This window comes from Streptomyces sp. Y2F8-2 (genome assembly GCF_014905555.1).
Classification (GTDB): domain Bacteria; phylum Actinomycetota; class Actinomycetes; order Streptomycetales; family Streptomycetaceae; genus Streptomyces; species Streptomyces cynarae.
Genome location: NZ_BNGS01000004.1, coordinates 135474 through 157919, shown reverse-complemented (window position 1 = coordinate 157919; position 22446 = coordinate 135474). Strand labels below are relative to the sequence as shown.

The following is a 22446-nucleotide window of genomic DNA, read 5'->3' as shown; positions in this document are numbered from 1 at the left end:
CTTCCGCCCGGAGACGGGGGCCTGGCGGTGGGGCGGCGTGACGGACGCCATGTTGCGTCCACCGCGCCGCCTAGGTAATGCCGTGATGCCGCGTCAGCGACCAGAAGGCCGTGCGGCAAGGTCAACTGCGCCATCTCCTACGGACAGTGGCGAACATCGAAGGAGTAACCTCATGAACAGGTCGGACGCGGACGCCCGGGCGGTGGCGGTGATCGGCGTGGCCTGCCGGCTTCCCGGCGCATCGGGAGCCGACGAGCTCTGGGCCCTCCTGAGGGACGGTACGGACGCCACCAGTGAGACCCCTCCAGAACGTTATGACGTGGACGCCCTCCACTCCGCCGTCCCCGGACCCGGCCGCATAGCCAGCCGCCGCGCCGGCTACGTGGACGGCATCGCCCACTTCGACGCCGAGTTCTTCGGGATGTCCGCCACGGAAGCAGTGGAACTCGACCCGCAGCAGCGGCTGTTGCTGATGACCGCCTGGGAGGCGCTGGAGGACGCGGGGCAGCGGCCCGACCTGCTGGCAGGCAGCCGGACCGGTGTGTTCGTGGGCAACGCCCGTGCGGACTACCTGGAGTCGGCGCTGCGCCAGGGCCCGGACGGCGCCACGGCCTCGCAGTTGAACAACTTCCGGTCACTGCTGCCCGCCAGGGTCTCCCACACCTTCGACTTCCGCGGGCCCAGTGTCGTCGTGGACACCGCTTGCTCCTCCTCCCTGGTCGCCGTCCACCAGGCCGTGCAGAGCCTGCGCGCCCGGGAGACCCCTCTGGCCCTGGCCGCGGGTGTGAACCTCAAACTCCGCCCGGACGAGGGCCTGGTGATGACGCAGGCCGGCGCCATGGCCGCCGACGGGCGCAGCAAGTTCGGTGACGCGAGCGCCGACGGCCACGCGCCGAGCGACGCCGTGGCGGTCGTCGTCCTCAAGCGCCTTGCGGACGCCGTGGCCGACGGCGACCGCATCCGCGCCGTCATCCAGGGCAGCGCCGTCGGCAACGACGGGCGCACCAGCGACTCGGTGCTCAACCCCTCGCTCCAGGGCCAGATCGACGTGCTGCGCTGGGCGTACGAGGACGCCGGGATCGACCCCGCGGACGTCGACTACGTCGAGGCGCACGGCTCCGGCTCGCCCTCGTTCGACCCCCTGGAACTGACCGCGCTGGGCCGGGTCCTGGGCGAGGGGCGCCCGGCCGACCGGCCGCTGCTCGTCGGCTCGGTCAAGACGAACATCGGGCATGCGGAGGCCGCCGGCGGCCTGGCCGGGCTGATCAAGGCGGTGCTCTGCCTGGAACACGGGCAGGTGCCCGCCAGCCTGCACCTGTCGAAGCCGAACCCCGAGGTGGCCTGGGACGAGCTGCCCCTGGTGGTGCCGACCGGGCTCGTCGACCTTCCCGAGAGGGGCCGGCCGGCCGTCGCCGGCGTCTCCGGGCAGGGCTCCTCGGCACTCAACGCCCACGTGGTGATCCGCAGCCCCGCCCCCGACGAAGCACCCGCCGCGCCCCGCACCACGCGAGGCCCGGCGCCCACAGGCGCCGCACGCCCCACGCCGTACGTCCTGGTGCTCTCCGCACGCAGCTCCGCCGCCCTGGCGGCACTCGCCCGGTCGTACGCCGACCACCTCTCCCCCGGCGGAGCGGGGGCCGCGTACTCCGTGCGGGACATCTGCTACAGCGCGGCCACCCGTCGACAGCATCACGAGCACCGGCTCGCGGTCGTCGGGGCGAGCCACGAGGAGCTGGTGGCCGCGCTGACCGGCTCCCCGGGGCTGGGCGGCAGACCGCTGTCGGCGGTCGCCGAGCGCTACCGGAGGGGCGAGGACGTGGACTGGGAGGCGGTGTTCGGCGACCCGGGCCACTTCGTCCCGCTGCCCACATACCCGTGGCAGACCAAGCGGTACTGGCCCGGCGAGGAGCACGACGACGACGGCGGCGACCTGGCGTCCTGGGTGCTGCGCGAGCACGCCCGCACCGGCTTCGACGACACGTCCACACTCACCGACATCGGCATCGACTCCCTGGCCAAGCTGCGGATCATCGTCGAGCTGACCAAGCGGTCCAGCCAGGAGGTCGACCCCGAGGAGTTCGGCAGGCTGCGCACCGTGGGTGAACTGCGCCGGTGGACGCGCGAGCTGGAGGCGGCCGCCCGATGAGCCACCCGGAGACCGCGTACGCCTGGTTCGCCCACTCCGCCGACGCCTACGGCGAGGACGCCGTCGCGTTGGAGGTGGACGAGGACCGGCTCACCTATGCGCACCTGCGCGACCTGGCGGAGCGGCTGGCCGCCCGGCTGGTCCTCACGGCGGGCGGCACCCCGCCGCGCCGCGTGGGCCTGCTGGCGAGCCGTACGGTGACCGCGTACGCCGGGTATCTCGCGATCCTGCGGGCCGGCGCGACCGTCGTCCCCCTCAACCCCGAGCACCCCTCGGCCCGCACGGCCGAGATCGTGAAGGCCGCCGAGGTGGAGGTCGTGCTGGCCGACACCGCCGGGGCGGGCACCGACCAGGGGGTGCCCGTCCTCACCGTGGGGCCCGACGAGCTGGCGGCCCTGTCGAAGGGGCCCGCGCCCGAACTGCCGTATCCCGCAACCGGACCCGACGACATCGCGTACATCATCTTCACGTCCGGGTCGACCGGCACCCCCAAGGGCGTACCGATCCCGCACCGCAACATCGCGGCCTATCTCGCCCAGGTCGCGCCGCGGTACGACATCGCACCCGGCAGCCGGCTGTCACAGTCCTTCGAGCTGACCTTCGACGGCTCCGTGCACGATCTGTTCGTCGCGTGGGCGGGCGGCGGCACCCTCGTGGTACCGCGCCGCAGCCAGCTGCTGTCCCCGGTGAAGACCGTCAACTCACTGCGCCTCACCCACTGGTTCTCGGTGCCGTCGCTGATCTCCTTCGCCTCCCGCCTCGGCACCCTGAAACCCGGCAGCATGCCCACCCTGCGGTGGAGCGTCTTCGGCGGCGAACCGCTCACCCTGGACGCGGCCCGTCAGTGGCGGGCCGCCGCGCCCGGCAGCCGTCTGGAGGTGTTGTACGGGCCGACCGAACTCACCATCTCCTGCACGGCGTACCGGTTCCCGGACGACCCGGCGAAGTGGCCCGACACCCCGAACGGCACCGCTCCGATCGGCGCCGGGTATCCGGTCCTCGACCTGCTGCTGATCGACGAGGACGGCCGGCCCGCGGACAGCGGAGAGCTGTGCGTGCGCGGGCCGTTGCGGTTCCCCGGCTACCTCGACCCGGCGAACAACGCCGGGCGCTTCCTGGACCCGGACGGACGGCCCGGCGGCGACGGGCCGCTCACCGACCGGCACTGGTACCGCACCGGGGACCGGGTCGCCATGCGCGACGGGCACCTGGTCCACCTCGGACGCACCGACCACCAGGTGAAGATCCGCGGGCACCGGATCGAACTCGGGGAGATCGAGGCCATGGTGCGGCAGCAGCCGCGGGTACGGGACGCGGTCGTCCTGGCGGTGGCCGCGCCCGACGGCGAGCCGGAGCTGCATGCCGCGGTGAGCGGCGACGGCTGCACGTCCGACGGGCTGTTCGCCGCGCTGGCCGAGCGGTTGCCGCCGTACATGCTGCCCCGCCGGATCGCCGTCCTCGATCAACTGCCGCTGAACGCCAATGGCAAGATCGACCGGCGGGCCCTGCTCGACGACCTCGGACGCTCCCGCTGAACGACGCCCGTCCGGGTCACGGCACCACACCACCCCCTCCCCCGACGTCTGTTGTGAGGCAACCCACATGTACGACGCCATCGTGGTAGGCGCCCGCTGCGCCGGTGCGCCCACCGCCATGCTGCTCGCCCGCGCGGGGTACCGGGTACTCCTGCTCGACAAGGCGTCCTCCGGCACGGACACCCTCTCAACCCATCTCATCCATCAGCCCGGGGTGGCGGCGCTCGCCCGCTGGGGGCTGCTGGACTCGCTGCGCGCCTCGGGGTGCCCGCCCCTGGACCGCGTGGTCTACGAGGTCGCCGACATCCGCCTCGAAGGGTGCGCCCGGGGCGTGGAAGGGCAGCGGGCGGCGTTCGCGCCGCGCCGCCACGTCCTGGACGCCCTCCTGGTGGAGGCGGCGGCCGCGGCGGGCGTCGAGGTGCGCCACCACTGCCGGGTGACCGGACTGCTGCGCGACTCCAGCGGGCGGGTCGTGGGGGTGGAAGGGATGTCCGGGGAACACTCCTTCACCGAACGCGCGCAGCTCGTGATCGGCGCGGACGGCATGCGTTCCACCGTAGCCCGGCTCGCGCAGGCGCCGTACACAGTGGAGGATCCCCGGCTGACCTGCGCCTACTACACGTACTGGGCGGACGTCCCGGCCACCCTGGAGCTGTACGAGAGCCCGGGCAGCTGGGTCGCGGCCGTGGCCACCAACGACGCGGCGACGCTGGTCCTCGCCTACTTCCCGCAGTCGCGCTTCGAGGAGGTCCGCACCGACGCCCGGCGGGCCTACCTGGAACAGATCCGCACCACCGCGCCCGGCCTGTACGAGCGGCTCGCGGACAAGGAGCCTCTGGAGCGGCTGCGCGGCACCGGTGACCAGCGGAACTTCTTCCGGCAGGCCGCCGGGCCCGGATGGGTCCTGGTGGGCGATGCGGGGCACCACAAGGACTCCATCACCGCGCGCGGGATCAGCGACGCCTTCTTCCAGGCCGATGCCCTGGCCCGCTGGCTGGTGGGCCGGCTCGGCGGCGACCCGGCCGGACTCGACGCCGCTCTGCGGGATTTCGCCAAGGAACGGGACGAAGTACTCACCCCGGGCTACGAGTCCACTCTCGGGGTGGCCCAACTCACACCGCACGAACAGCGGCTGTCCCTGCTGCGCGCCGTACAGACGGATGCGGAACTGACCGCGATCTATTTCGACATGGTGGCCGGAATCGAGACGGCGGGCGCCCTCTACACCCCTAAACTTCTGGCTCTGCTGTGATATGTCCCCCACGTCCGCCCCGACGGTGACAGCAGCCAATTCCGTGGACGCACCTGGCAACTCACGTATGGAAGCGGTTAGTTGCCCTAAGCGGAAGCTGACGCTGCGCCATGATCCTGATACGGTTCAGCCTGATCGCCGACTCCGATGACGGTGAGGTCAAGTCGCCGCGCCGGGCACATTCCGGCACTCGCACCGTCCCAACCGAACCAGTGCTTCGCTGCCGTACGAGGAATCAGATGCCAGGCACCCGCGACCGGCGGACGCGTCATCGGTCCGCCCCGCGCAGATCTCTCCGATTCTCGTTCGTCCTGCCCTTCGTCGTGCCCGCCGTCTGCCTGACCGGACTGTGGGGGTACACGGCGGCCGGTCTCGTCGACGAGCACGTCCAGTTGCAGGCCGACGCGGACCACGACACGTCGGCCGCCCGGCCTGCCCAGGCGGTGCTCTCCGCCCTGCAGAACGAGCGCCGTCTGACCGCCGTCTGGCAGGCGAGCCGCACCGGCGCCGCGCGCGGCGACCTCGAGGCCGCCCGGAAGCGGACCGACGCCGCCGTCACCGCCTACCGCGGCTCCTCCGGCCTGGACACCTCGACGCTGCGGCGCCGGGCGAAGTCGCTCGACGACGCGCTGGCCGCGCTCTCCGGCCGCCGCCAGGCGATCGACGCCCGCACCCTGTCCCCCGGCGACGCCTTCCAGTACTTCACCGACAGCATCTCCCAGGGCGTGTCCCTGGTGACCGCTGCCGTCCGCAGCGACAACGGGTCCCTCGCGCCGGGCGGCACGGCCACGGCCTCCCTGGTGCAGATCACGGAGATGCTCTCCCGCCAGGACGCCCTGCTGTCCGGTGTCCTGCCCTCCGGGCGCATACCGGCGACGACCCGGGCCCAGTTCGCGGAGTACCTCGCGCTCCAGCGGGAGTTCAGCGCGGGCCTGACCGCCCGTGACCTGCCCGCCGGGGCAGCCGCCGGCTATGCGCAGATCACCGACGGCGCGCAGTGGACGACGCTGGGCACGCTCGGCGACTCCGTGGCGTCCGCCCAGGGCACGACGCTGCCTTCGAAGGCCTCGACATGGCCGGACACCGCCGGCGGTGTCCTGGGCGATCTGCAGTCACTGGGCGCGGACTCCGTGCGGGGGCTGGCGGACGACGCCTCGGACCGGGCCGACGAGCTGCTGCTGGGCATGCTCGTGGGCACCGCCGCCACCCTGGCCGCACTGGCCGGCGGCGCGATGCTGGCGCTCCGCGCCCGCCGCGCGACACTCGGCCGGGTGTCCGAACTCGAGGCACGGGCCGAGGAACTGTCCCGTGCACTGCCCCAGTTGCTGGCCCGCATCGAGCGGGGCGAGCACGTGGACCCCGCCGTCCTCGGCCCGCAGGATCGCCAGACCGGCGACGAGCTGGAGCGGCTGGCCGGGGCCATCGACCGGCTGGGCCGGGTCGCCGCGGACACCGCGATGAGTCAGTCGAGGGGCCGCGAGGGCACCGAGAAGGTCTTCGCACAGCTCATCCGGCGCACCCAGATCCTGATCCACCGTCTGATCTCGCTCCTCGACGACCTGGAGCGCAAGCACGAGGACTCCGACCTGCTGAAGGACATCTTCAAGGTCGACCACCTCGCGACCCGCGTGCGACGGCATGCGGAGAACCTGGTGATCCTCAGCGGTTCCCCGCCGAGCCGCCGGTTGACCGCGCCGGTCTCTATCACCGACGTGATGCGCAGTGCGGTCGCGGAGACCGAGCAGTACACGCGCGTGAAGGTGAAGAACCTGCCCGCGGAGCGGCGTGTCGCCCTCGCGGGCCGGGCCGTCGCGGACGTCACGCACCTGCTCGCCGAACTGATCGAGAACGGCACGAGCTTCTCGCCGCCGGACACCCAGGTGTTCGTGAGTGCCACCAAGGTGGCCAAGGGGCTGGCCATCCACGTCGAGGACCACGGACTCGGCATGCCGCCCGACAAGATGGCGTACGCCAACGAGTTGCTCGCCCATCCGCCCAAGCTGGACATGACGTCCCTGGGCGAGGACCCGCGTCTCGGCCACTTCGTGGTCGCCCGGCTCGCCGAGCGGCACAAGATCAAGGTGGAGCTGCGCGAGTCCGTCTACGGCGGCACGCTCGTCGTCGTCCTGCTGCCCTCGGAGCTGCTGGAGGATCTTCAGTCGCCGGTCCTCGACCAGCTCAGGTCGGCGGCCGCGGCGGCCGGCAACGTGCTCCAGAGCGAGCCCCGGGCCGAGGACAGGGCGCTCGCGGGCGCAGCCGTGGGAGCCACCGGGAGCGTGACGGCGCCGGCGGTCGTGGGAGCGGACGTCCTCACGCACTCCCGCATCGCGGACCACAGCGGCTTTCCCGAGTACGGAGGTGCAGGTCTGTTGCCGCCCGTGTCGGAACACCCGGTACCCCCTTCCGAGCCGGACCGGTGGGCCACGCCCCAGCAGACGGCCCCGGCCCCACGGGGGGCGACCTATGAGTCCGGGCCCGGGTACGCGGGGCCGTCGGCCGAGTACGCGGGCTCGTCCGCCGAGTACACCGGGCCGTCCGCCGAGTACACCGGGCCGTCGGCCGAGTACCCGGGGCAGCCGGTCCAGTACTCCGGGCAGTCGGCCGGGTACGGCCGGCCGCAGGCCGGGCCACCGCCGGAGCAGCACCGGTCGCAGGCCGGACCCCCGCCGGGACAGCACCGGCCCCAAGCCGGGCCACCATCGGGACAGCACCGGCCGCAAGCCGGGCCCCCGCCCGGACGCGAGCCCGGCGCGGGGCGCACCGCGCCCGCCGGGCAGGCGTCCGCACCCGATGCGGCGCGCCCGCTGACGACGCCCCCGGTGCTGCCGCAGCGGACCCGGGGAGCCAGCCTCGCGCAGCAGTTGCGCAGGGAGGCAGCACAAACCCAGGGCCGGCCCGAGGGAGAAGAGGACAACGGCGTCGTCTCCCCGGAAGCGTCGGCGCGCGCGATGATCGCCATTCAGCAGGGGCTGAAGCGGGCCCGGATGTCCGATCCGGACGGGCCGGCCGGCACGGAGGGCCGGCCGCAGGATTCGGGGGACCCCGGTGCCCATCGACTGTGAGGGAACGTTGAGCAATGACTGAGCAGGTACATCCCGGGCCGCAGCTGGACTGGCTCCTCGACGGCCTGGTGGACCGGATCCCGGAGATCCGCTGTGCCATCGTGCTGTCCGGGGACGGCCTCCTCATCGGCAAGTCGAAGGACCTTCGCCGCGACGACGCCGAGCACCTGTCGGCGGTGGGCTCGGGCATGCACAGCCTGGCCCGGGGCGCCGCGCGCCACTTCCACGGCGGGGAGGTCCAGCAGACGGTCATCCAGATGGAGAGGGCGTTCCTGTTCGTCACGGCCGCGGGCAGGGGTGCCCGGCTGGCCGCGATCGCCTCGGAGGAAGTGGATGTGGGGATGATGGCCTTCGAGATGGGCACGCTCGTCAAACAGGTCGGCCAGTACATGAGCGCCGCGCCTCGCGTCCAGACATCGTCCGGCGGTCTTATTCAGGATGCGTGAACCGCGGTGGCTCGACGGTGCGGAGGCCGGGCGTCATTTACGGCCGTACGCCATCACGGGCGGGCGCACCCGCCACAGTCAGCACACGTTCACACTGATCACGCTGGTCGTCTCGCGGTCCGAGGCTGAGTTCGAGTACGAGTACCTGGAGCCGGAGTCGGTCCAGATCCTCGAGCTGTGCCGGGACCGCGCGGTGGCGGTCGCCGAGATCGCCGCGCATCTGGACCTGCCGGTGAGCGTGGTGAAGATCCTGTGCGGGGATCTGCTCAACGCCTCGCTCATCATCGTCCAGTCGCCGCCCGGGCAGGACGAGCAGCCGAGTGTGGAAATCATCGAAAGGGTGATGGATGGTATCCGTCAGCTCTGAGCCGGTCATGCCCACCGCGCTGAAGATCCTCATCGCGGGCGGTTTCGGCGTGGGCAAGACCACCATGGTGGGCTCGGTGAGCGAGGTGCCCCCGCTGGAGACCGAGGAGCGCATGACCGAAGCGAGCCTCGGGGTCGACGACCTGACCGGGGTGGAGGGCAAGTCGTCCACGACGGTCGCCATGGACTTCGGCCGGATCACCATCGCGCCGGAGCTGGTGCTGTACCTGTTCGGCACGCCCGGGCAGGACCGGTTCTGGTTCATGTGGGACGACCTGGCGACGGGCGCGCTGGCGGCGGTGGTCCTCGCCGACACCCGCCGCCTGGACGCCTCGTTCGCCTCGATCGACTTCTTCGAGGCGCGGGAGATCCCGTTCGCCGTAGGGGTCAACTGCTTCGACGGGCGGCGGGACTGTACGGCCGAGCAGGTGCGGGCGGCGCTGGACCTGGACGCGTCGACACCGGTGCTCCTGTGCGACGTCCGGGACCGCAACTCCAGCAAGGCGGTTCTGCTGGCGGTCCTGGAGGCGGCCCGGGCCCGGGCGGCGGCCCGTCTGACCCCCCTGGGCGGCTGACGGCGGGGCCACCCGCTCAGGCCCGCTCACGCCCGCTCAGCCCGCGAAGAAGGCGTCCACCCTCACGGCGAAGTGCTCGGGGTCGTCCAGCCACGGGTAGTGCCCGGCGCCCGGCTGGACCGTGAACTCGGCGCATGGGAAGAACTCGGTGACGCGGCGGGCCAGTTCGGGGCGGGGACCGCCGTCGAGTTCGCCCGCGTACACGAGGACGGGCGCGGTGAGGCGGGCGAGCGCGGCCAGCGCGGCGGGCGGGTCGAAGGCCGCGTCGGAGAGGAAGACGTCGGCCGCCGCGTCGTTGGCCTGCCCCGCCCGGTTCGCGACGTGCTCCTGCGCCGCAGCGTCCCACCGCCCGTAGAAGAAGGGTATGAAGACCGGGTCGAACTCGCCGTCTCCGTTCAGCCAGGCCTCGAACGCCGGGAAGGCTTCCTCGAACCAGGGCTCGCCCTCGCGCAGCCGTGCCGCATCGAGCCGGTCCTCGGCCGTGGCGGGCATCCCGAGCGCCCAGGGTGTGACGGTGATCAGGGCGAGGCGGGCGACGCGCTCCGGGAACCGGGCCGCGTAGAGCAGGGCCAGGCTGCCGCCCGCCGAGTGCGCGAGGATGTCCATACGTTCCAGGCCGAGGTGCTCGCGCAGCGCCTCCACGTCGTCGACCATCCGGTCGCAGCGGTACGTGTCCGGGTCCGCCGGCACGGCCGAGTGCCCGGTCCCGCGCAGATCGAGCAGCACCAGCCGCCGCCGGTGGTCGAGCCCGCCGAGGTCCCCGAGGTACGCGGAGGCCCGCATCGGTCCACCGGGCAGCACGACGAGCGCTTCCCCCTCTCCCCGCAGGTGGTAGGCGAGTCGGGTCCCGTCGTACGCGTCAAACGTCGGCATGTGTCTGATCTTGGGGCGGGGCGGACTTCGCCGCAAGAAAGTTTCGGCCGGGCTCTTGCCTCCGGCCGGACGGGCTGGATTACTGATCCTCGGTGTCTACCGAATGATCGGTCGACCGGTTCGTGACGATTGCTTGTGATCGCTAGGGAGGCGTCCCCATGGCAGACGCTCAGGGCCTGCTGGACGCGGGGGAACGGCTCGACGCACAGGCGCTGCGGGCCCTGCAGTCGCAGCGGCTGCGGGCCTCGCTGCGACATGCCTACGAGCACGTGCCCTTCTACCGGGAGTCCTTCGACAAGGCGGGGGTGCGGCCGGAGGACTGCCGTACGCTCGCGGATCTCGCCCGGTTCCCGTTCACCGTGAAGGCGGACCTCCGAGAGCACTACCCGTACGGCATGTTCGCCGTCCCCAGGGAGCGGATCCGCCGCATCCACGCCTCCAGCGGCACCACCGGGCGGCCCACGGTCGTCGGGTACACCGACAACGACCTGTCGATGTGGGCCGACATGGTGGCCCGGTCCATCCGCGCGGCGGGCGGCCGGCCCGGTGACACGGTGCATGTGGCGTACGGCTACGGCCTGTTCACCGGCGGCCTCGGGGCGCACTACGGCGCCGAACGCCTCGGCTGTACGGTGATCCCCGCCTCCGGTGGCATGACGGCCCGCCAGGTGCAGCTGATCCAGGACCTCCGGCCCGGCGTCATCATGGTCACCCCCTCGTACATGCTCACCCTGCTGGACGAGTTCGAGCGCCAGGGCGTCGATCCGCGGACCACCTCGCTGCGCGTCGGCATCTTCGGAGCCGAGCCGTGGACCGAGGAGATGCGACGCGAGATCGAGGAGCGGTTCGCGATCGAAGCGGTGGACATCTACGGCCTGTCGGAGGTCGTCGGCCCGGGTGTGGCGCAGGAGTGCGTCGAGACCAAGGACGGCCTGCACGTGTGGGAGGACCACTTCTACCCGGAGATCGTCGATCCGATCACCGGCGAGGTGCTGCCGGACGGCGAGGAGGGCGAGCTGGTCTTCACCTCCCTCACCAAGGAGGCCATGCCCGTGATCCGGTACCGGACGCGGGACCTGACCCGGCTGCTGCCCGGCACGGCGCGGGTCTTCCGGCGCATCGAGAAGATCACGGGGCGCAGCGACGACATGGTCATCCTGCGCGGAGTCAACCTCTTCCCCACGCAGATCGAGGAGATCGTGCTGCGCACCCCGGGCGTGGCGCCGCACTTCCAGCTCCGGCTGACCCGCGAGGGCCGGCTCGACGCGCTGACCGTGCGGGCCGAGGCCCGGCCCGGCGCCACCCCGGAGCAGCGTGAGGCGGCGGAGCTCGCCATCGCGGCGGCCGTGAAGGACGGGATCGGTGTCTCGGTGGGGGTCGAGATCGTCGAACCGGAGTCCCTGGAGCGGTCCGTGGGCAAGATCAGGCGGATCGTGGACCTGCGGCCGCGCTGACCCCCGTCAGCGACCGAACCGGTCGCGCAGCTCCCGCTTCAGGATCTTCCCGCTCGCGTTGCGCGGCAGCTCGTCCACGAACAGCACCCGCTTGGGCGCCTTGAAGTGCGGCAGTTTCTCGCGCACGTGGTCGATCAGTTCGGCCTCGGTCACCTCGCCGCGCGGTACGACAACCGCGGTGACCGCCTCGATCCACCGCTCGTCGGGCAGCCCGATCACCGCTGCCTCGGCGACCCGCTCGTGGGTGTAGAGGGCGTCCTCGACCTGCCGTGAAGCGACCAGTACCCCGCCGGAGTTGATGACGTCCTTCACCCGGTCGACGATGGTGAAGTAGCCTTCGGCATCCCGCACGGCGAGGTCCCCGGAGTGGAACCAGCCGTCGCGGAACGCCTCGGCGGTCTCCTCCGGCTTCTCCCAGTAGCCCTCGCACAGCTGCGGTGACCGGTAGACGATCTCTCCCTGTTCCCCGTCGGGCACGTCCTTGCCGGACTCGTCGACGAGCTTCGCCTCCACGAACAGCACCGGACGCCCGCACGAGTCCATGCGTCCCTTGTGCTCGTAGGGCCCGAGGACCATGGCGAGGGGGCCGATCTCGCTCTGCCCGAAGCAGTTGTAGAACGCGAGCTTCGGCAGCCGCTCCTTGAGGCGCTCCAGGACGGGCACCGGCATGATCGAGGCGCCGTAGTAGGCCTTGCGCAGGCCGCTCAGGTCGCGGGTGGTGAAGTCGGGGCGGTTCACCAGTCCGATCCAGACCGTCGGGGGCGCGAACAGGCTGTCGGCGCGGCCCGCCTCGACGAGGTCGAAGAGCCGGTCGCCGTCGGGCGCGTCCAGGACGACGTTCTCCGCGCCGACGGCCAGGTAGGGCAGCAGGAAGACGTGCATCTGCGCCGAGTGGTAGAGCGGCAGGGCGTGCACAGGCCGGTCGCCCGCGCTCAGGTCGAGGGCGGTGATCGCGCTCAGGTACGCGTGCACCAGGGCGCGGTGCGTCATCATCGCGCCCTTGGGCAGCGCGGTCGTGCCGGATGTGTACAGCAGTTGCACCAGGTCCTCGGCGCGCGGTTCCCCGCCGTCGTACGGCTCGGTCGCGGCCAGCCGCGCGAGCAGCGAGTCGTCCGCGTCGCGCAGCGGCAGCCGCCGTACGCCCTGCGGGAGGTTCCCGGCGAGGTCGGGGTCCGCGAGGACGAGGGAACAGCCGGACTGGTCGACGATGTACGCCAGGTCCTCGCCGGTCAGGTTCTGGTTCACCGGTACGTGCACCAGTCCGGCGCGGGCGCAGGCCAGGAAGGCGATCAGGTAGGCGTCGGAGTTGTGGCCCAGGGCGCCGACCCGGTCGCCCGGGGCGAGCCCGGCCTCCCGCAGCACGCGGGCGGCGCGCGAGACGGCGTCGTCGAGTTCCGCGTAGGTCCACGACCGGTCGCCGTAGCGGATCGCCACCCTCGCCGGCGTGCGCCGGGCGCTGCGCCGCAGCGTGCCGTCGACCGTGACGCTTCGTCCCGCCGTCATGTCCCGCTCCTTCGTGTCCGGCCCTGGCGCGATCCTCGCCGGGCACGCGGGGCAGGTCAAGCAGCCGTCACACGGGGCGGGTACGGCCTTCCCAGTACGGTTCCCGCAGCCGTCGTTTGTACAGCTTGCCGTTGGGGTCGCGGGGCATCGTCGCGATGAAGTCGACGCTCCTGGGCCGCTTGTAGCCGGCGAGTCGCCGTGCGCAGTGGTCGAGGATGTCCGTGGCGAGCGCCGGGCCGGGGTCGTGGCCGGGGGCGGGTTCGACGACCGCCTTGACCTCCTCGCCCCAGTCGTCGTGCGGGATGCCGAAGGCGGCCGCGTCGGCGACTGCGGGGTGGGTGAGCAGCGCGGCCTCGATCTCGGCGGGGTAGATGTTGACCCCGCCGGAGATGATCAGGTCGATCTTGCGGTCGCGCAGGAACAGATAGCCGTCCTCGTCGAGGTAGCCGAGGTCGCCGACGGTGAAGAAGTCGCCGATGCGGTTCTTGCGCGTCTTGGCCTCGTCCCTGTGGTAAGAGAAGCCGCCGGTGCTCATCTTCATGTAGACGGTGCCGAGTTCACCGGGCGTCAGCTGGTTGCCGTCGTCGTCGAAGACCGCGAGTTCGCTGATGGGCCACGCCTTGCCGACCGTGCCGGGCTTCTTCAGCCAGTCCTCGGCGGTCGCGAAGGCGCCGCCTCCCTCGCTCGCCGCGTAGTACTCCTCCACGCACATGCCCCACCACTCGATCATCGCCCGCTTCACATGGTCCGGGCAGGGGGCGGCGCCGTGGATGGCGTGCCGCATGGACGAGACGTCGTAGCGGGCCCTCACCTCGTCGGGCAGGGCGAGGAGGCGGTGGAACTGGGTGGGCACCATGTGCGTGTGCGTGCACCAGTGGACGTCGATGAGGCGGAGCATCTCCTCGGGTGTCCACTTGTCCATCACCACCAGCCGGTGCCCGATGTGCAGGGAGGCGCCCGCGAACTGGAGCACGGCCGTGTGGTAGAGCGGGGAGCAGACCAGGTGGACGTTGTCGTCGTAGGGCCTGATGCCGAAGATGCCGAGGAAACCGCCGAGGTAGGCCTCCTCGGGCGGTTTTCCGGGCAGTGGGCGGCGGATGCCGCGGGGGCGGCCCGTGGTGCCCGAGGTGTAGTTCATGACCCAGCCGAGGGTGCGGTCGCCTGGCGCCGACTCGGGCTGCCCGTCGAGGAGTTCGGCGTACGCCCGGAAGCCCTCGGCCTCACCGACGGAGTACCGGTGGGTGGCCGGCAGTCCGGCCTCGTCGGCGGCGGCGCGTGCCGCGTCCGCGAACCGCTCGTGCGCGATGATCACCTTGGCGCCGGAGTCGGAGACGATCCAGGCGATCTCCGGCCCGACGAGGTGGTGGTTGACGGGGACGAGGTAGAGCCCGGCCTGGGTGGCGGCCAGGTACGCGGTGAGGAACGCGACACCGTTGGGCAGGACGACGGCGAAGGAGTCACCGGTCCGCAGCCCCGCGGCGCGCAGCCCGTGCACCAGCCGGTTGGCGTCGGCGAGCAGCCGCCCGGCGGTCCACTCCTCCCCGTCGGGGGCCACGAGGACGATGCGCTCGGGATCGGCCGCTGCCTGGGCCCAGAAACCGTTGGCGGACTGGCTCACTGCCGGCTCCTTCCGGCGATCCGGTTGATGCGGTCGACGGCCTCCTCGAAGCCCCGGGTGAGGTCGTCGACGACGGCCTGGACGCTGCGTTCGCTGGTCATGCGGCCGACGATCTGGCCGACGGGCGTGCCGAGCAGCGGGTCCACCTCGTACTTCTGGATGCGGGTGATCGCCTCGGCCACCAGCAGGCCCTGCAGCGGCATGGGAAGGGCGCCCGGGCCGTCCGGGTCGTCCCAGACGTCGGTCCACGCGGTACGCAGCTGCCGGGCCGGTTTGCCGGTCAGCGCCCGGGAGCGGACGGTGTCGCCCGAGCCGGCGGCCAGCAGCTTGCGGACGAGGACGGGCGAGGGGAGTTCGGCCTCCGTGGTGGTCAGCCAGATCGAGCCGAGCCAGACGCCCTGCGCACCGAGCGCCAGGGCGGCGGCGACCTGCTGCCCGCTGCCGATGCCGCCGGCGGCCAGCACGGGCAACGGGGCGACGGCGTCGACCACTTCGGGTGTGAGCACCATGGAGGCGATCTCGCCGGTGTGGCCACCGGCCTCGTACCCCTGCGCGACCACGATGTCGAGGCCCGCCTCCTGGTGCTTGCGGGCGTGCCGGGCGCTGCCGGCGAGCGCGGCGACCAGAACGCCCTGGGCGTGGGCGCGTTCGACGACGTCGGCGGGCGGGGAGCCCAGAGCATTGGCCAGCAACCTGATCGGGTACTCGAACGCGACGTCGAGCTGGCTGCGGGCGACCTGTTCCATCCAGCCGGTGATCCGCCACCCGGACGCGTCGCCCTCGGCGAGTTCGGGCACCCCGTACTCGGCCAGGGTGTCCCTGACGAACTGCCGGTGTCCTTCCGGGATCATCGCCTCGACATCGGCCTCCGTCACGCCCTCCACCTTCTTGGCGGGCATGACGACGTCCAGTCCGTAGGGGCGGCCGTCGGCGTGGGCGTCGACCCAGTCGAGGTCGCGCTTGAGGTCGTCGGGGGCGGTGTAGCGGACCGCGCCGAGCACGCCGAAACCGCCGGCCCGGCTGATGGCCGCGGCGACGGCGGGAAACGGCGTGAACCCGAAGAGGGCGTGCTCGGCCCCGAGTTGCTTGCTCAGCTCCGTCTGCATGGGCGCAGGATGCCGCAGCGCCCGAGAGGACGGAAGAGGTTTTCTGACGAGCCATCAGATTTTAGGCGCCGGCTGTTCTTCAACCGATCGGTCAGATCACCGACCGATCGGTTGAATCACCCATCGATCGGTCGGATCACCGCGGCCCCCGGCCGGATCCCGTCACGTCCGGGCACCGTCCGGCAGCGGCTCCCCCAGGTCTTCGAGCACCGCCATCGCCGCGTTGTGCCCGGGCACGCCGCTCACCCCGCCGCCGCGCACCGCGCCCGAGCCGCACAGCAGGACGTTCGCGTGCCGGGTCTCCACGCCCCAGCGGCCCGTGCCTTCCTGGGCGTACGGCCAGGCCAGTTCACGGTGGAAGATGTTGCCACCGGGCAGCCGCAGGTCGCGCTCCAGGTCGAGCGGGGACCTGGCCTCGATGCAGGGACGCCCGTCCGCGTCGGTGGCCAGGCAGTTCTCGACCGGCTCGGCCAGGTGGGCGTCCAGCTGCGCCAGCGTCGACTTCAGCAGCTCCTCCCGTACGGCGTCGTTGTCCTCCTCGAAGAGCCGGGCGGGGGTGTGCAGGCCGAAGAGGGTGAGGGTCTGGTAGCCGCGCTCGACCAGGTCGGGGCCGAGGATGGTGGGGTCGGTGAGCGAGTGGCAGTAGATCTCGGACGGCGGCGCGGCGGGCAGTGAACCGGCGGCGGCCTGGGCGTGGGCGGTGGCCAGTTGCCGGTATCCCTCGGCGATGTGGAAGGTGCCGGAGAACGCCTCGCGCGGGTCGACGCCGGTGTCCCGCAGCGCGGGCAGCCGCGTGAGCAGCATGTTCACCTTCAGCTGGGCGCCCTCGGCCGGGGCCGGCGGGGTGTCGCCCGTGAGCCGGGCCAGCTCCTGCGGGGAGGCGTTCACCAGGACGTGCCGGGTGAAGACGGTGCCCTCCCCGTCCGCGCTCCGGAACACGACCTCGGCGGCGCGCCCGTCGGTGTCGATGCGCACCGCCTCGCTCCCGGTGGCGACGACCGCACCGGCGGCGCGCGCGGCCGCGGCGAGCGCGTCGGTGAGGGCGCCCATGCCGCCGACGGGGACGTCCCAGGCGCCGGTGCCGCCGCCGATGACGTGGTAGAGGAAGCAGCGGTTCTGCTTCAGCGAGGTGTCGTGGGCGTCGGCGAAGGTGCCGATGAGCGCGTCGGTGAGGACGACTCCGCGGACCAGGTCGTCGGTGAAGCGGGCCTCGATCGCGGCGCCGATCGGCTCCTCGAACAGGGCCCGCCATGCCTCCTCGTCGTCGATGCGGCGGCGCAGGTCGTCACGGGTGGGCAGCGGCTCGGTGAGCGTCGGGAACACCCGCTGGGCCACCCGCCCGGTCATGCCGTAGAACCGCTGCCATGCCTCGAACTCGCGGTCGGAGCCGGTGAGGCGGGCGAACGCCTCCCGGGTGCGGCGCTCGCCACCGCCGACGAGCAGCCCGGTGGGGCGCCCGTTGCGCTCGACGGGGGTGTACGACGAGACGGTGCGCGCCCGGACGCGGAAGTCCAGTCCCAGGTCCCGCACGATCTTCCGGGGCAGCAGGCTGACCAGGTAGGAGTAGCGCGACAGCCGTGCGTCGACCCCGGCGAACGGGCGCGTGGACACGGCGGCGCCGCCGGTGTGGTCCAGCCGCTCCAGTACGAGCACGGATCGCCCGGCCCGGGCCAGATAGGCGGCGGCCACGAGGCCGTTGTGGCCGCCGCCGACGATCACGGCGTCGTATCGCTCGTGCCTCTGGTGTCCCTCGTGTCCTTCGCGTGCAGGCATGCTTCTTCGTAGCACGCGAAGATCCGGATCGGCCAGAGACGGGCCGGTCGGCGCCGGATCATCCGACGTGCCGGCCGACCTTGCGCGGTGCGGGCCGTGCGCCGGGGCCGAGCCGGGCCATGGCGCGCAGAACGTGCTTCGGGGGCAGTTGCCAGCGCACGCGTGCCGGGATCCGGCGCAGCAGGGTGCCGGTCAGGCGCAGCCGCCGGGTGACCGCCGCGGGGCCCGGGGCCGGGCGGCCGTAGAGTTCGTGGGCGTACGGGGGCAGGGCGGCGTACGCCAGGTTCGCCACCCGCCGCCACAGCAGGGCGCGCGCCGGGACCAGCAGCGGGTGGATCGGCGGGCGCCGCAGGAAGTCGTCCACCTCACGGGCCTCGGGCCCGGCAGCGAGTTCGGGCCGTACCTTCTCGAAGTACGCGGCCAACTCGTCCTGGTCCGCGGGGACCTGCTCGGGGTCGAGTCCGACGAGGGCGGCGGCGGCCCGGTTCTCACGGACGTACCGGTCGGCCTCTGCCTCGGTGAGCCGGAACCCCGAGCGGCGCAGGACGTGGAGGTAGGAGTCGATCTCGGCGCAGTGCACCCACAGCAGCAACTCGGGCTCGTCGACGCCGTACCGCTCACCGGTGTCGGGGTCCGTGGCGCCGAGCATGGCGTGGATCTTCCGCACCCGCGCCGCCAGCCGCTCGGCGGCCTCGGTGGTGCCGTACGTCGTCGTCCCGACGAAGTCGGCGGTGCGCATCAGCCGACCCCAGGCGTCGCGGCGGAAGTCCGAGTTCTGCACGACGCCGCGCACGGTGGGCGGGTGCAGGGCCTGGAGGTAGAGCGCGCGGATGCCGGCGACCCACATCATGGGGTCGGCGTGCATCTGCCAGGTCACCGAGGAGGGCCCGTAGAACCCCGGATCCGCGTCCACCCGGCCAGTGTGACCTCGCCTGCCGGGCTCCATCAAGAGCGACCGGCACGGGCGGCTGGACCTGCCGTGCTGACGTGTCAGCACGGCCCGGGCCTCAGTTCACCGCTTTCTTCACGAGCGCCCCGATCCTCGCCTCGTCGGCGGCGGTCAGCTCCTTCAGGGCGTAGGAAGCCGGCCACATGGTGCCGTCGTCGAGGTTGGCCTTGTCGCTGAAGCCGAACGTCGCATAGCGGGACTTGAACTTCTCCGCGCTCTGGAAGAAGCAGACGACCTTGCCGTCCAGGGCGTACGCGGGCATCCCGTACCAGAGCTTCGGGGCGAGCTCCGGCGCGCTCTCCTTGACGACGGCGTGGATCCGTTCGGCCATGACCCGGTCCGACTCCTGCATCTCGGCGATCTTCGCGAGCACGGCGGCCTCGTCCTCCGCCGCCTTGGCGGCCTTGGACCCGCGGCGCGCGGACGCCTTCAGCTCCTTGGCGCGCTCCTTCATCGCGGCTCGCTCCTCGTCCGTGAAGCCCTCGGACGTCGTGTCGGTCGCGGCGGTGCTCTTGTCGGACTTCTGTGCGTCCTTCACAGCGGGTCTCCTCCGGGTGTGCGGATCATGGGTGTACGCAGTATCGCTGTCGAGATCGCTCGCCGGCTCCTCCTGGCCGGTGGCGGCGGGCGTCATCCCCACGCGCCGGCGATCTGGCGGGTCGTGGCGTTGAGCCGGTTGAACAGGTTGGTGACGCCGATCATCAGGACGATCGCCGCGAGCTGCTTCTCGTCGAAGTAGGTGGCGGCCGTGTCCCACACCTCGTCGCTCACCGCGTCGGGACGGTCGGCCAGCCGCGTGGCGGCCTCGGCCAGCGCGAGCGCCGCCCGCTCCTCCTCGGTGAAGTACGGGGTCTCCCGCCAGGCGGCGACCGCGTCCAGTCGCTCGTCGCTGACTCCGGCCTTGCGGGCCGTCTTGGCGCCGCCGACGACGCAGGCGCTGCAGCCGTTGATCTGGCTGACCCGCAGATGCACCAGCTCCAGCGTCTGCCCGTCCACGCCACCGGACTGCACGGCCTTGAGGATCTCCTGGACGGGCTGCATCGCACCGGACAGGACGACGGCGGGGTTCTGCATACGGGACTGCATCTCGGTGTTCTCCTCTTCCGGGTCGGTGCCCCGCTGTCGTCGGGGCGTGACTCCATGACAGCCGGGCCGGCGTGCTCCGGCCACGGCGATGGGACGCCGTGGGACAGCTGAAACGACCTTGACCAGCCGCGACTTGGCTCGGGAGACTTCTGCCGGAGTGGGACGCGAAGTGGGGGAACGGGTGGACGCGCAAACACGGACGGCGAAGGCCGACCCACAGGAGGAGCTGGCGGCCCGGCTGCGCCTCCTCCAGGAACTGTCCGGGCTGGGCGTGAGGGCCCTCGCGCGGGACACCGGCCTCAGCTCCTCATCGCTGTCGCGCTACCTCAACGGGCAGACCGTGCCGCCCTGGCCCGCGGTGGTCGCCCTCTGCCGCCTCGTCAAGCGCGACCCCCGCCCCCTGCGCCCTCTGTGGGAACGGACCTCGAACCCCTTGCCGGCGCCCCCGAGGAGCAGCCGCCAGGTCCGGCCGCTGCCCCGGAACGATCTGCCCCGCGACGTGCCCGACTTCACGGGACGAAAGGCCCAGCTGGCCGCCGTGCTCGCCGCGGTGGACAGCCATCGGGTGGTCTCCGTCGACGGCATGGCGGGCGTCGGCAAGACCTGTCTGGCGGTGCACGCCGCGCACCGGCTCGCCCCCGACTTCCCGGACGCCCAGCTCTATGTGGACCTGCACGGGTTCACCGAGGGCCGGCCCCCGCTCGACCCGGACTCCGCGCTGCGGATGCTGCTCGGCGCGCTCGACGTCCCGTCCGAGAAGGTCCCGCAGGAGGGAATCGAGCAACTGGCCGCCTGCTGGCGGTCGGAACTGGCCCGCCGACGGGTCGTCGTGGTCCTCGACAACGCCGCCGACGCCGACCAGGTCCGCCCGCTGCTGCCCGGCGCCGGCCCCTCCGTCGCCCTGATCACGAGCCGCAACCGGCTCCTGGGCCTGGACGAGGTGCCCCCTGTCTCGCTCGACGTGCTGAGCCCGCAGGAGAGCGCGGAGCTGCTGGCCCGTGCCAGCGGCGACCCCGTGGGCCCCGAGGGCAGGCTGGCCCGCGATCCGGAGTCCGCCGCCGAGGTGCTGCGGCTGTGCGGCCATCTGCCGCTGGCCCTGCGGCTGGCCGCGGCACGGCTGCGGCACCGGCCCGGCTGGACCGTGGGCGTCCTCGTCGAGCGGATGACGCAGGGGGTGAGCGAGTTCGACGCCGCGTTCGGCGCGGCGTTCGCCATGTCGGTACGGCAGCTGAACCGTTCCCAGGCACGCCTGTTCCGGATGCTGGGCCTGCTGCCCGGGGAGTCCTTCGACGAGTACGTGGTGGCGGCCCTGGCGGACGTGCCGCTGCGCAACGCCCGGGAGATGCTGGAGGACCTGCTCGACGCGCACCTGGTCCAGCAGCCGACGGCGGGCCGCTACCGGCTGCACGACCTGGTGCACCAGCACGCGCGCCGGGCCGCGGCGGAACAGGACTCGGCGGCCGAGCGGGAGCGGGCATTGGGCCGGGTGCTCGGCTACTACGTGCACGCGGCGGCCGCCGCCGACGCCGCCATGCCGTTCGTCGCGCCCGGCCGGGCGGCCTCCGCGGGGCCGCCTCCGCCGGAGCTGCCACGGTTCCCGGACAAGAACGCGGCCTTCGCCTGGTTCGTCACCGAGTACGGAAACCTCGTCGCGGCCTTCGAGACGGCGGCCGCCGTCGGGGCCGACGTGCACGTGTGCGAGCTGCCGCGCTTCCTGCGGGCGTACTTCGCGCGGCGCTGCGGCACGACGCATCTCAACGTCCTCTTCGAGCGCTCGCTCGCCGCCGCCGAGCGCCTGGGCGACCCGCTGCGACTGGCCGAGGCGCACAGCGATCTGGGCTTCGCGCGCTACAACGCGGGCCGGATGGCGGAGGCCACCACCGCGTACGAGGCGGCCGCACTCCGGTTGTCCGAGGCGGGGGACGCGCGTGCGGAGGCCGAGCTGGCCATGCGCCGTGGTTGTCTGAGCTGGGACGCGGGCCACGTCGAGGAGCCACTCGAACTGTTCCGGCTGGCGGGGAAGTTGTACGAGCAGGCCGGCTGCCCGACGGGCGCGGCCGACGCGGCCGCGTCGGAGGCCTGGGCGATGCTGCAGCTGGGGCACCGTGAGGAGGCGGCGCAGCGGGCCCGGGAGGTGCTGGGCATCCCCCACACCGACCCCGCGTGGCCGCCCGCTCTGACGGCCCGCATCACGCTCGGCGTGGCCATCGCCCGCGAGGAGCCCGACGAGGCGGCGGAGCATCTGCGCCATGCGCTGGCCGTGGCCCGCGACGACGGGCATCTGCACAATCAGGCGTGGTGCCTGAACTGTCTGGGCGTGGCGCTGCGGCAGATGGGCCGGTACGAGGAGGCACTGGCCGGCCACCGGGAGGCGTTCGCGCTGCTCGACGAGCTGTTCGAGGAGCACTGGAAGATCCATTTCCTCAACGGCTATGCCGAGACCTGCCGGCTCGCGGGACGGACCGAGGAGGCCCTGCGGCTGCACCGGCAGGCGCTGGAGCTGGCCCCGAGGCTGGGAAACCGGTACGAGGAAGTGCTGGCCCACGAAGGCATCGCGACCGTGCTCGACCGGACGGATCCGGCGGGGGCCGCCGAGCACCGCGCGGCGGCGCAGGCCGTCCTGCGGGAGCCGAACGAGAGGCCCTAGGCCCCGCGGCTTGGAGCTCCACCGTGCTCGGCGCTGCGCACCGCCCCGGCGGGCG

At 72.4% G+C, this 22446-nt stretch carries 17 protein-coding genes; 9 read left to right on the top strand and 8 right to left on the bottom strand.

The annotated features are described in order from the left end of the window. Positions 1 to 172: 172 nt before the first annotated feature. The 7 genes from SY2F82_RS15085 (at position 173) to SY2F82_RS15055 (ending at position 9382) form a co-directional block, all read left to right on the top strand. Positions 173 to 2146 (top strand): beta-ketoacyl synthase N-terminal-like domain-containing protein, encoded by a 1974-nt coding sequence (locus SY2F82_RS15085; protein WP_200419581.1) that lies wholly within the window; start codon positions 173 to 175, stop codon positions 2144 to 2146. Then, positions 2143 to 3681, top strand: coding sequence for an amino acid adenylation domain-containing protein (locus SY2F82_RS15080; protein ID WP_200419580.1), 1539 nt, complete (start codon positions 2143 to 2145; stop codon positions 3679 to 3681). Before SY2F82_RS15085 ends, SY2F82_RS15080 begins: the two co-directional genes overlap by 4 nt. 67 nt (positions 3682 to 3748) lie before the next feature. Then, entirely contained in the window at positions 3749 to 4933 is a 1185-nt protein-coding gene (locus SY2F82_RS15075) for an NAD(P)/FAD-dependent oxidoreductase (protein ID WP_200419579.1), read from the top strand. 239 nt (positions 4934 to 5172) lie between these two features. Next, the gene (locus SY2F82_RS15070) at positions 5173 to 7995 is read left to right on the top strand and encodes a nitrate- and nitrite sensing domain-containing protein (RefSeq protein ID WP_200419578.1); all 2823 of its coding nucleotides are present in this window, start codon (positions 5173 to 5175) and stop codon (positions 7993 to 7995) included. 14 nt (positions 7996 to 8009) lie between these two features. Beyond that, positions 8010 to 8441 (top strand): roadblock/LC7 domain-containing protein, encoded by a 432-nt coding sequence (locus tag SY2F82_RS15065; RefSeq protein WP_200419577.1) that lies wholly within the window; start codon positions 8010 to 8012, stop codon positions 8439 to 8441. After that, entirely contained in the window at positions 8434 to 8808 is a 375-nt protein-coding gene (locus tag SY2F82_RS15060; protein WP_200419576.1) for a DUF742 domain-containing protein, read from the top strand. The genes SY2F82_RS15065 and SY2F82_RS15060 overlap by 8 nt, the downstream gene beginning before the upstream one ends. Next, on the top strand, positions 8789 to 9382 hold the full coding sequence (locus SY2F82_RS15055; RefSeq protein WP_200419575.1) for an ATP/GTP-binding protein: 594 nt from the start codon (positions 8789 to 8791) through the stop codon (positions 9380 to 9382). Before SY2F82_RS15060 ends, SY2F82_RS15055 begins: the two co-directional genes overlap by 20 nt. A gap of 36 nt (positions 9383 to 9418) precedes the next feature. Here SY2F82_RS15055 and SY2F82_RS15050 read toward each other — a convergent pair whose 3' ends face one another. After that, the gene (locus SY2F82_RS15050; RefSeq protein WP_200419574.1) at positions 9419 to 10255 is read right to left on the bottom strand and encodes an alpha/beta fold hydrolase; all 837 of its coding nucleotides are present in this window, start codon (positions 10253 to 10255) and stop codon (positions 9419 to 9421) included. 158 nt (positions 10256 to 10413) lie between these two features. Here SY2F82_RS15050 and paaK point away from each other — a divergent pair, with 158 nt between their 5' ends. Beyond that, positions 10414 to 11709 carry a phenylacetate--CoA ligase PaaK gene (paaK, locus tag SY2F82_RS15045; RefSeq protein ID WP_200419573.1) on the top strand — a complete coding sequence of 432 codons (1296 nt, stop codon included), beginning with the start codon at positions 10414 to 10416 and terminating at the stop codon, positions 11707 to 11709. A gap of 6 nt (positions 11710 to 11715) precedes the next feature. Here the strand turns inward: paaK and SY2F82_RS15040 are convergent, their stop codons facing one another. The 7 genes from SY2F82_RS15040 to SY2F82_RS15010 form a co-directional block, all read right to left on the bottom strand. Next, entirely contained in the window at positions 11716 to 13212 is a 1497-nt protein-coding gene (locus SY2F82_RS15040) for an acyl-CoA synthetase (RefSeq protein ID WP_200419572.1), read from the bottom strand. 67 nt (positions 13213 to 13279) lie between these two features. Continuing rightward, entirely contained in the window at positions 13280 to 14830 is a 1551-nt protein-coding gene (locus SY2F82_RS15035) for an acyl-CoA synthetase (protein ID WP_200419571.1), read from the bottom strand. Then, the gene (locus SY2F82_RS15030) at positions 14827 to 15936 is read right to left on the bottom strand and encodes a nitronate monooxygenase (protein WP_200419570.1); all 1110 of its coding nucleotides are present in this window, start codon (positions 15934 to 15936) and stop codon (positions 14827 to 14829) included. Before SY2F82_RS15030 ends, SY2F82_RS15035 begins: the two co-directional genes overlap by 4 nt. Before the next feature lie 162 nt (positions 15937 to 16098). Further along, positions 16099 to 17709, bottom strand: coding sequence for an NAD(P)/FAD-dependent oxidoreductase (locus tag SY2F82_RS15025; RefSeq protein ID WP_200419569.1), 1611 nt, complete (start codon positions 17707 to 17709; stop codon positions 16099 to 16101). Between the two features lie 58 nt (positions 17710 to 17767). Next, complete coding sequence (locus SY2F82_RS15020; protein ID WP_200419568.1) at positions 17768 to 18655, bottom strand: oxygenase MpaB family protein; 888 nt, start codon at positions 18653 to 18655, stop codon at positions 17768 to 17770. A 61-nt stretch (positions 18656 to 18716) separates the two neighbouring features. Beyond that, a complete protein-coding gene (locus SY2F82_RS15015; RefSeq protein WP_236041565.1) occupies positions 18717 to 19112 on the bottom strand; it encodes an iron chaperone in 396 nt (131 codons plus the stop codon). A 176-nt stretch (positions 19113 to 19288) separates the two neighbouring features. Then, positions 19289 to 19744, bottom strand: a complete 456-nt coding sequence (locus SY2F82_RS15010; RefSeq protein WP_200419567.1) for a carboxymuconolactone decarboxylase family protein — start codon at positions 19742 to 19744, stop codon at positions 19289 to 19291. A 181-nt stretch (positions 19745 to 19925) separates the two neighbouring features. On the opposite strand from SY2F82_RS15010, the gene SY2F82_RS15005 reads away from it, so the two are divergent. Then, positions 19926 to 22391, top strand: coding sequence for an XRE family transcriptional regulator (locus SY2F82_RS15005; protein ID WP_236041469.1), 2466 nt, complete (start codon positions 19926 to 19928; stop codon positions 22389 to 22391). Positions 22392 to 22446: the final 55 nt, after the last annotated feature.

What these genes read in the sequence shown, in the direction of transcription:
- SY2F82_RS15030 (WP_200419570.1), bottom strand. Translation starts at nt 15,936, where the DNA reads ATGCAGACGGAGCTGAGCAAGCAACTCGGGGCCGAGCACGCCCTCTTC.
- SY2F82_RS15085 (WP_200419581.1), top strand. Translation starts at nt 173, where the DNA reads ATGAACAGGTCGGACGCGGACGCCCGGGCGGTGGCGGTGATCGGCGTG.
- SY2F82_RS15065 (WP_200419577.1), top strand. Translation starts at nt 8,010, where the DNA reads ATGACTGAGCAGGTACATCCCGGGCCGCAGCTGGACTGGCTCCTCGAC.
- SY2F82_RS15020 (WP_200419568.1), bottom strand. Translation starts at nt 18,655, where the DNA reads ATGGAGCCCGGCAGGCGAGGTCACACTGGCCGGGTGGACGCGGATCCG.
- SY2F82_RS15050 (WP_200419574.1), bottom strand. Translation starts at nt 10,255, where the DNA reads ATGCCGACGTTTGACGCGTACGACGGGACCCGACTCGCCTACCACCTG.
- SY2F82_RS15055 (WP_200419575.1), top strand. Translation starts at nt 8,789, where the DNA reads ATGGTATCCGTCAGCTCTGAGCCGGTCATGCCCACCGCGCTGAAGATC.
- paaK (WP_200419573.1), top strand. Translation starts at nt 10,414, where the DNA reads ATGGCAGACGCTCAGGGCCTGCTGGACGCGGGGGAACGGCTCGACGCA.
- SY2F82_RS15075 (WP_200419579.1), top strand. Translation starts at nt 3,749, where the DNA reads ATGTACGACGCCATCGTGGTAGGCGCCCGCTGCGCCGGTGCGCCCACC.
- SY2F82_RS15040 (WP_200419572.1), bottom strand. Translation starts at nt 13,212, where the DNA reads ATGACGGCGGGACGAAGCGTCACGGTCGACGGCACGCTGCGGCGCAGC.
- SY2F82_RS15060 (WP_200419576.1), top strand. Translation starts at nt 8,434, where the DNA reads ATGCGTGAACCGCGGTGGCTCGACGGTGCGGAGGCCGGGCGTCATTTA.
- SY2F82_RS15025 (WP_200419569.1), bottom strand. Translation starts at nt 17,709, where the DNA reads ATGCCTGCACGCGAAGGACACGAGGGACACCAGAGGCACGAGCGATAC.
- SY2F82_RS15010 (WP_200419567.1), bottom strand. Translation starts at nt 19,744, where the DNA reads ATGCAGTCCCGTATGCAGAACCCCGCCGTCGTCCTGTCCGGTGCGATG.
- SY2F82_RS15080 (WP_200419580.1), top strand. Translation starts at nt 2,143, where the DNA reads ATGAGCCACCCGGAGACCGCGTACGCCTGGTTCGCCCACTCCGCCGAC.
- SY2F82_RS15070 (WP_200419578.1), top strand. Translation starts at nt 5,173, where the DNA reads ATGCCAGGCACCCGCGACCGGCGGACGCGTCATCGGTCCGCCCCGCGC.
- SY2F82_RS15015 (WP_236041565.1), bottom strand. Translation starts at nt 19,112, where the DNA reads ATGAAGGAGCGCGCCAAGGAGCTGAAGGCGTCCGCGCGCCGCGGGTCC.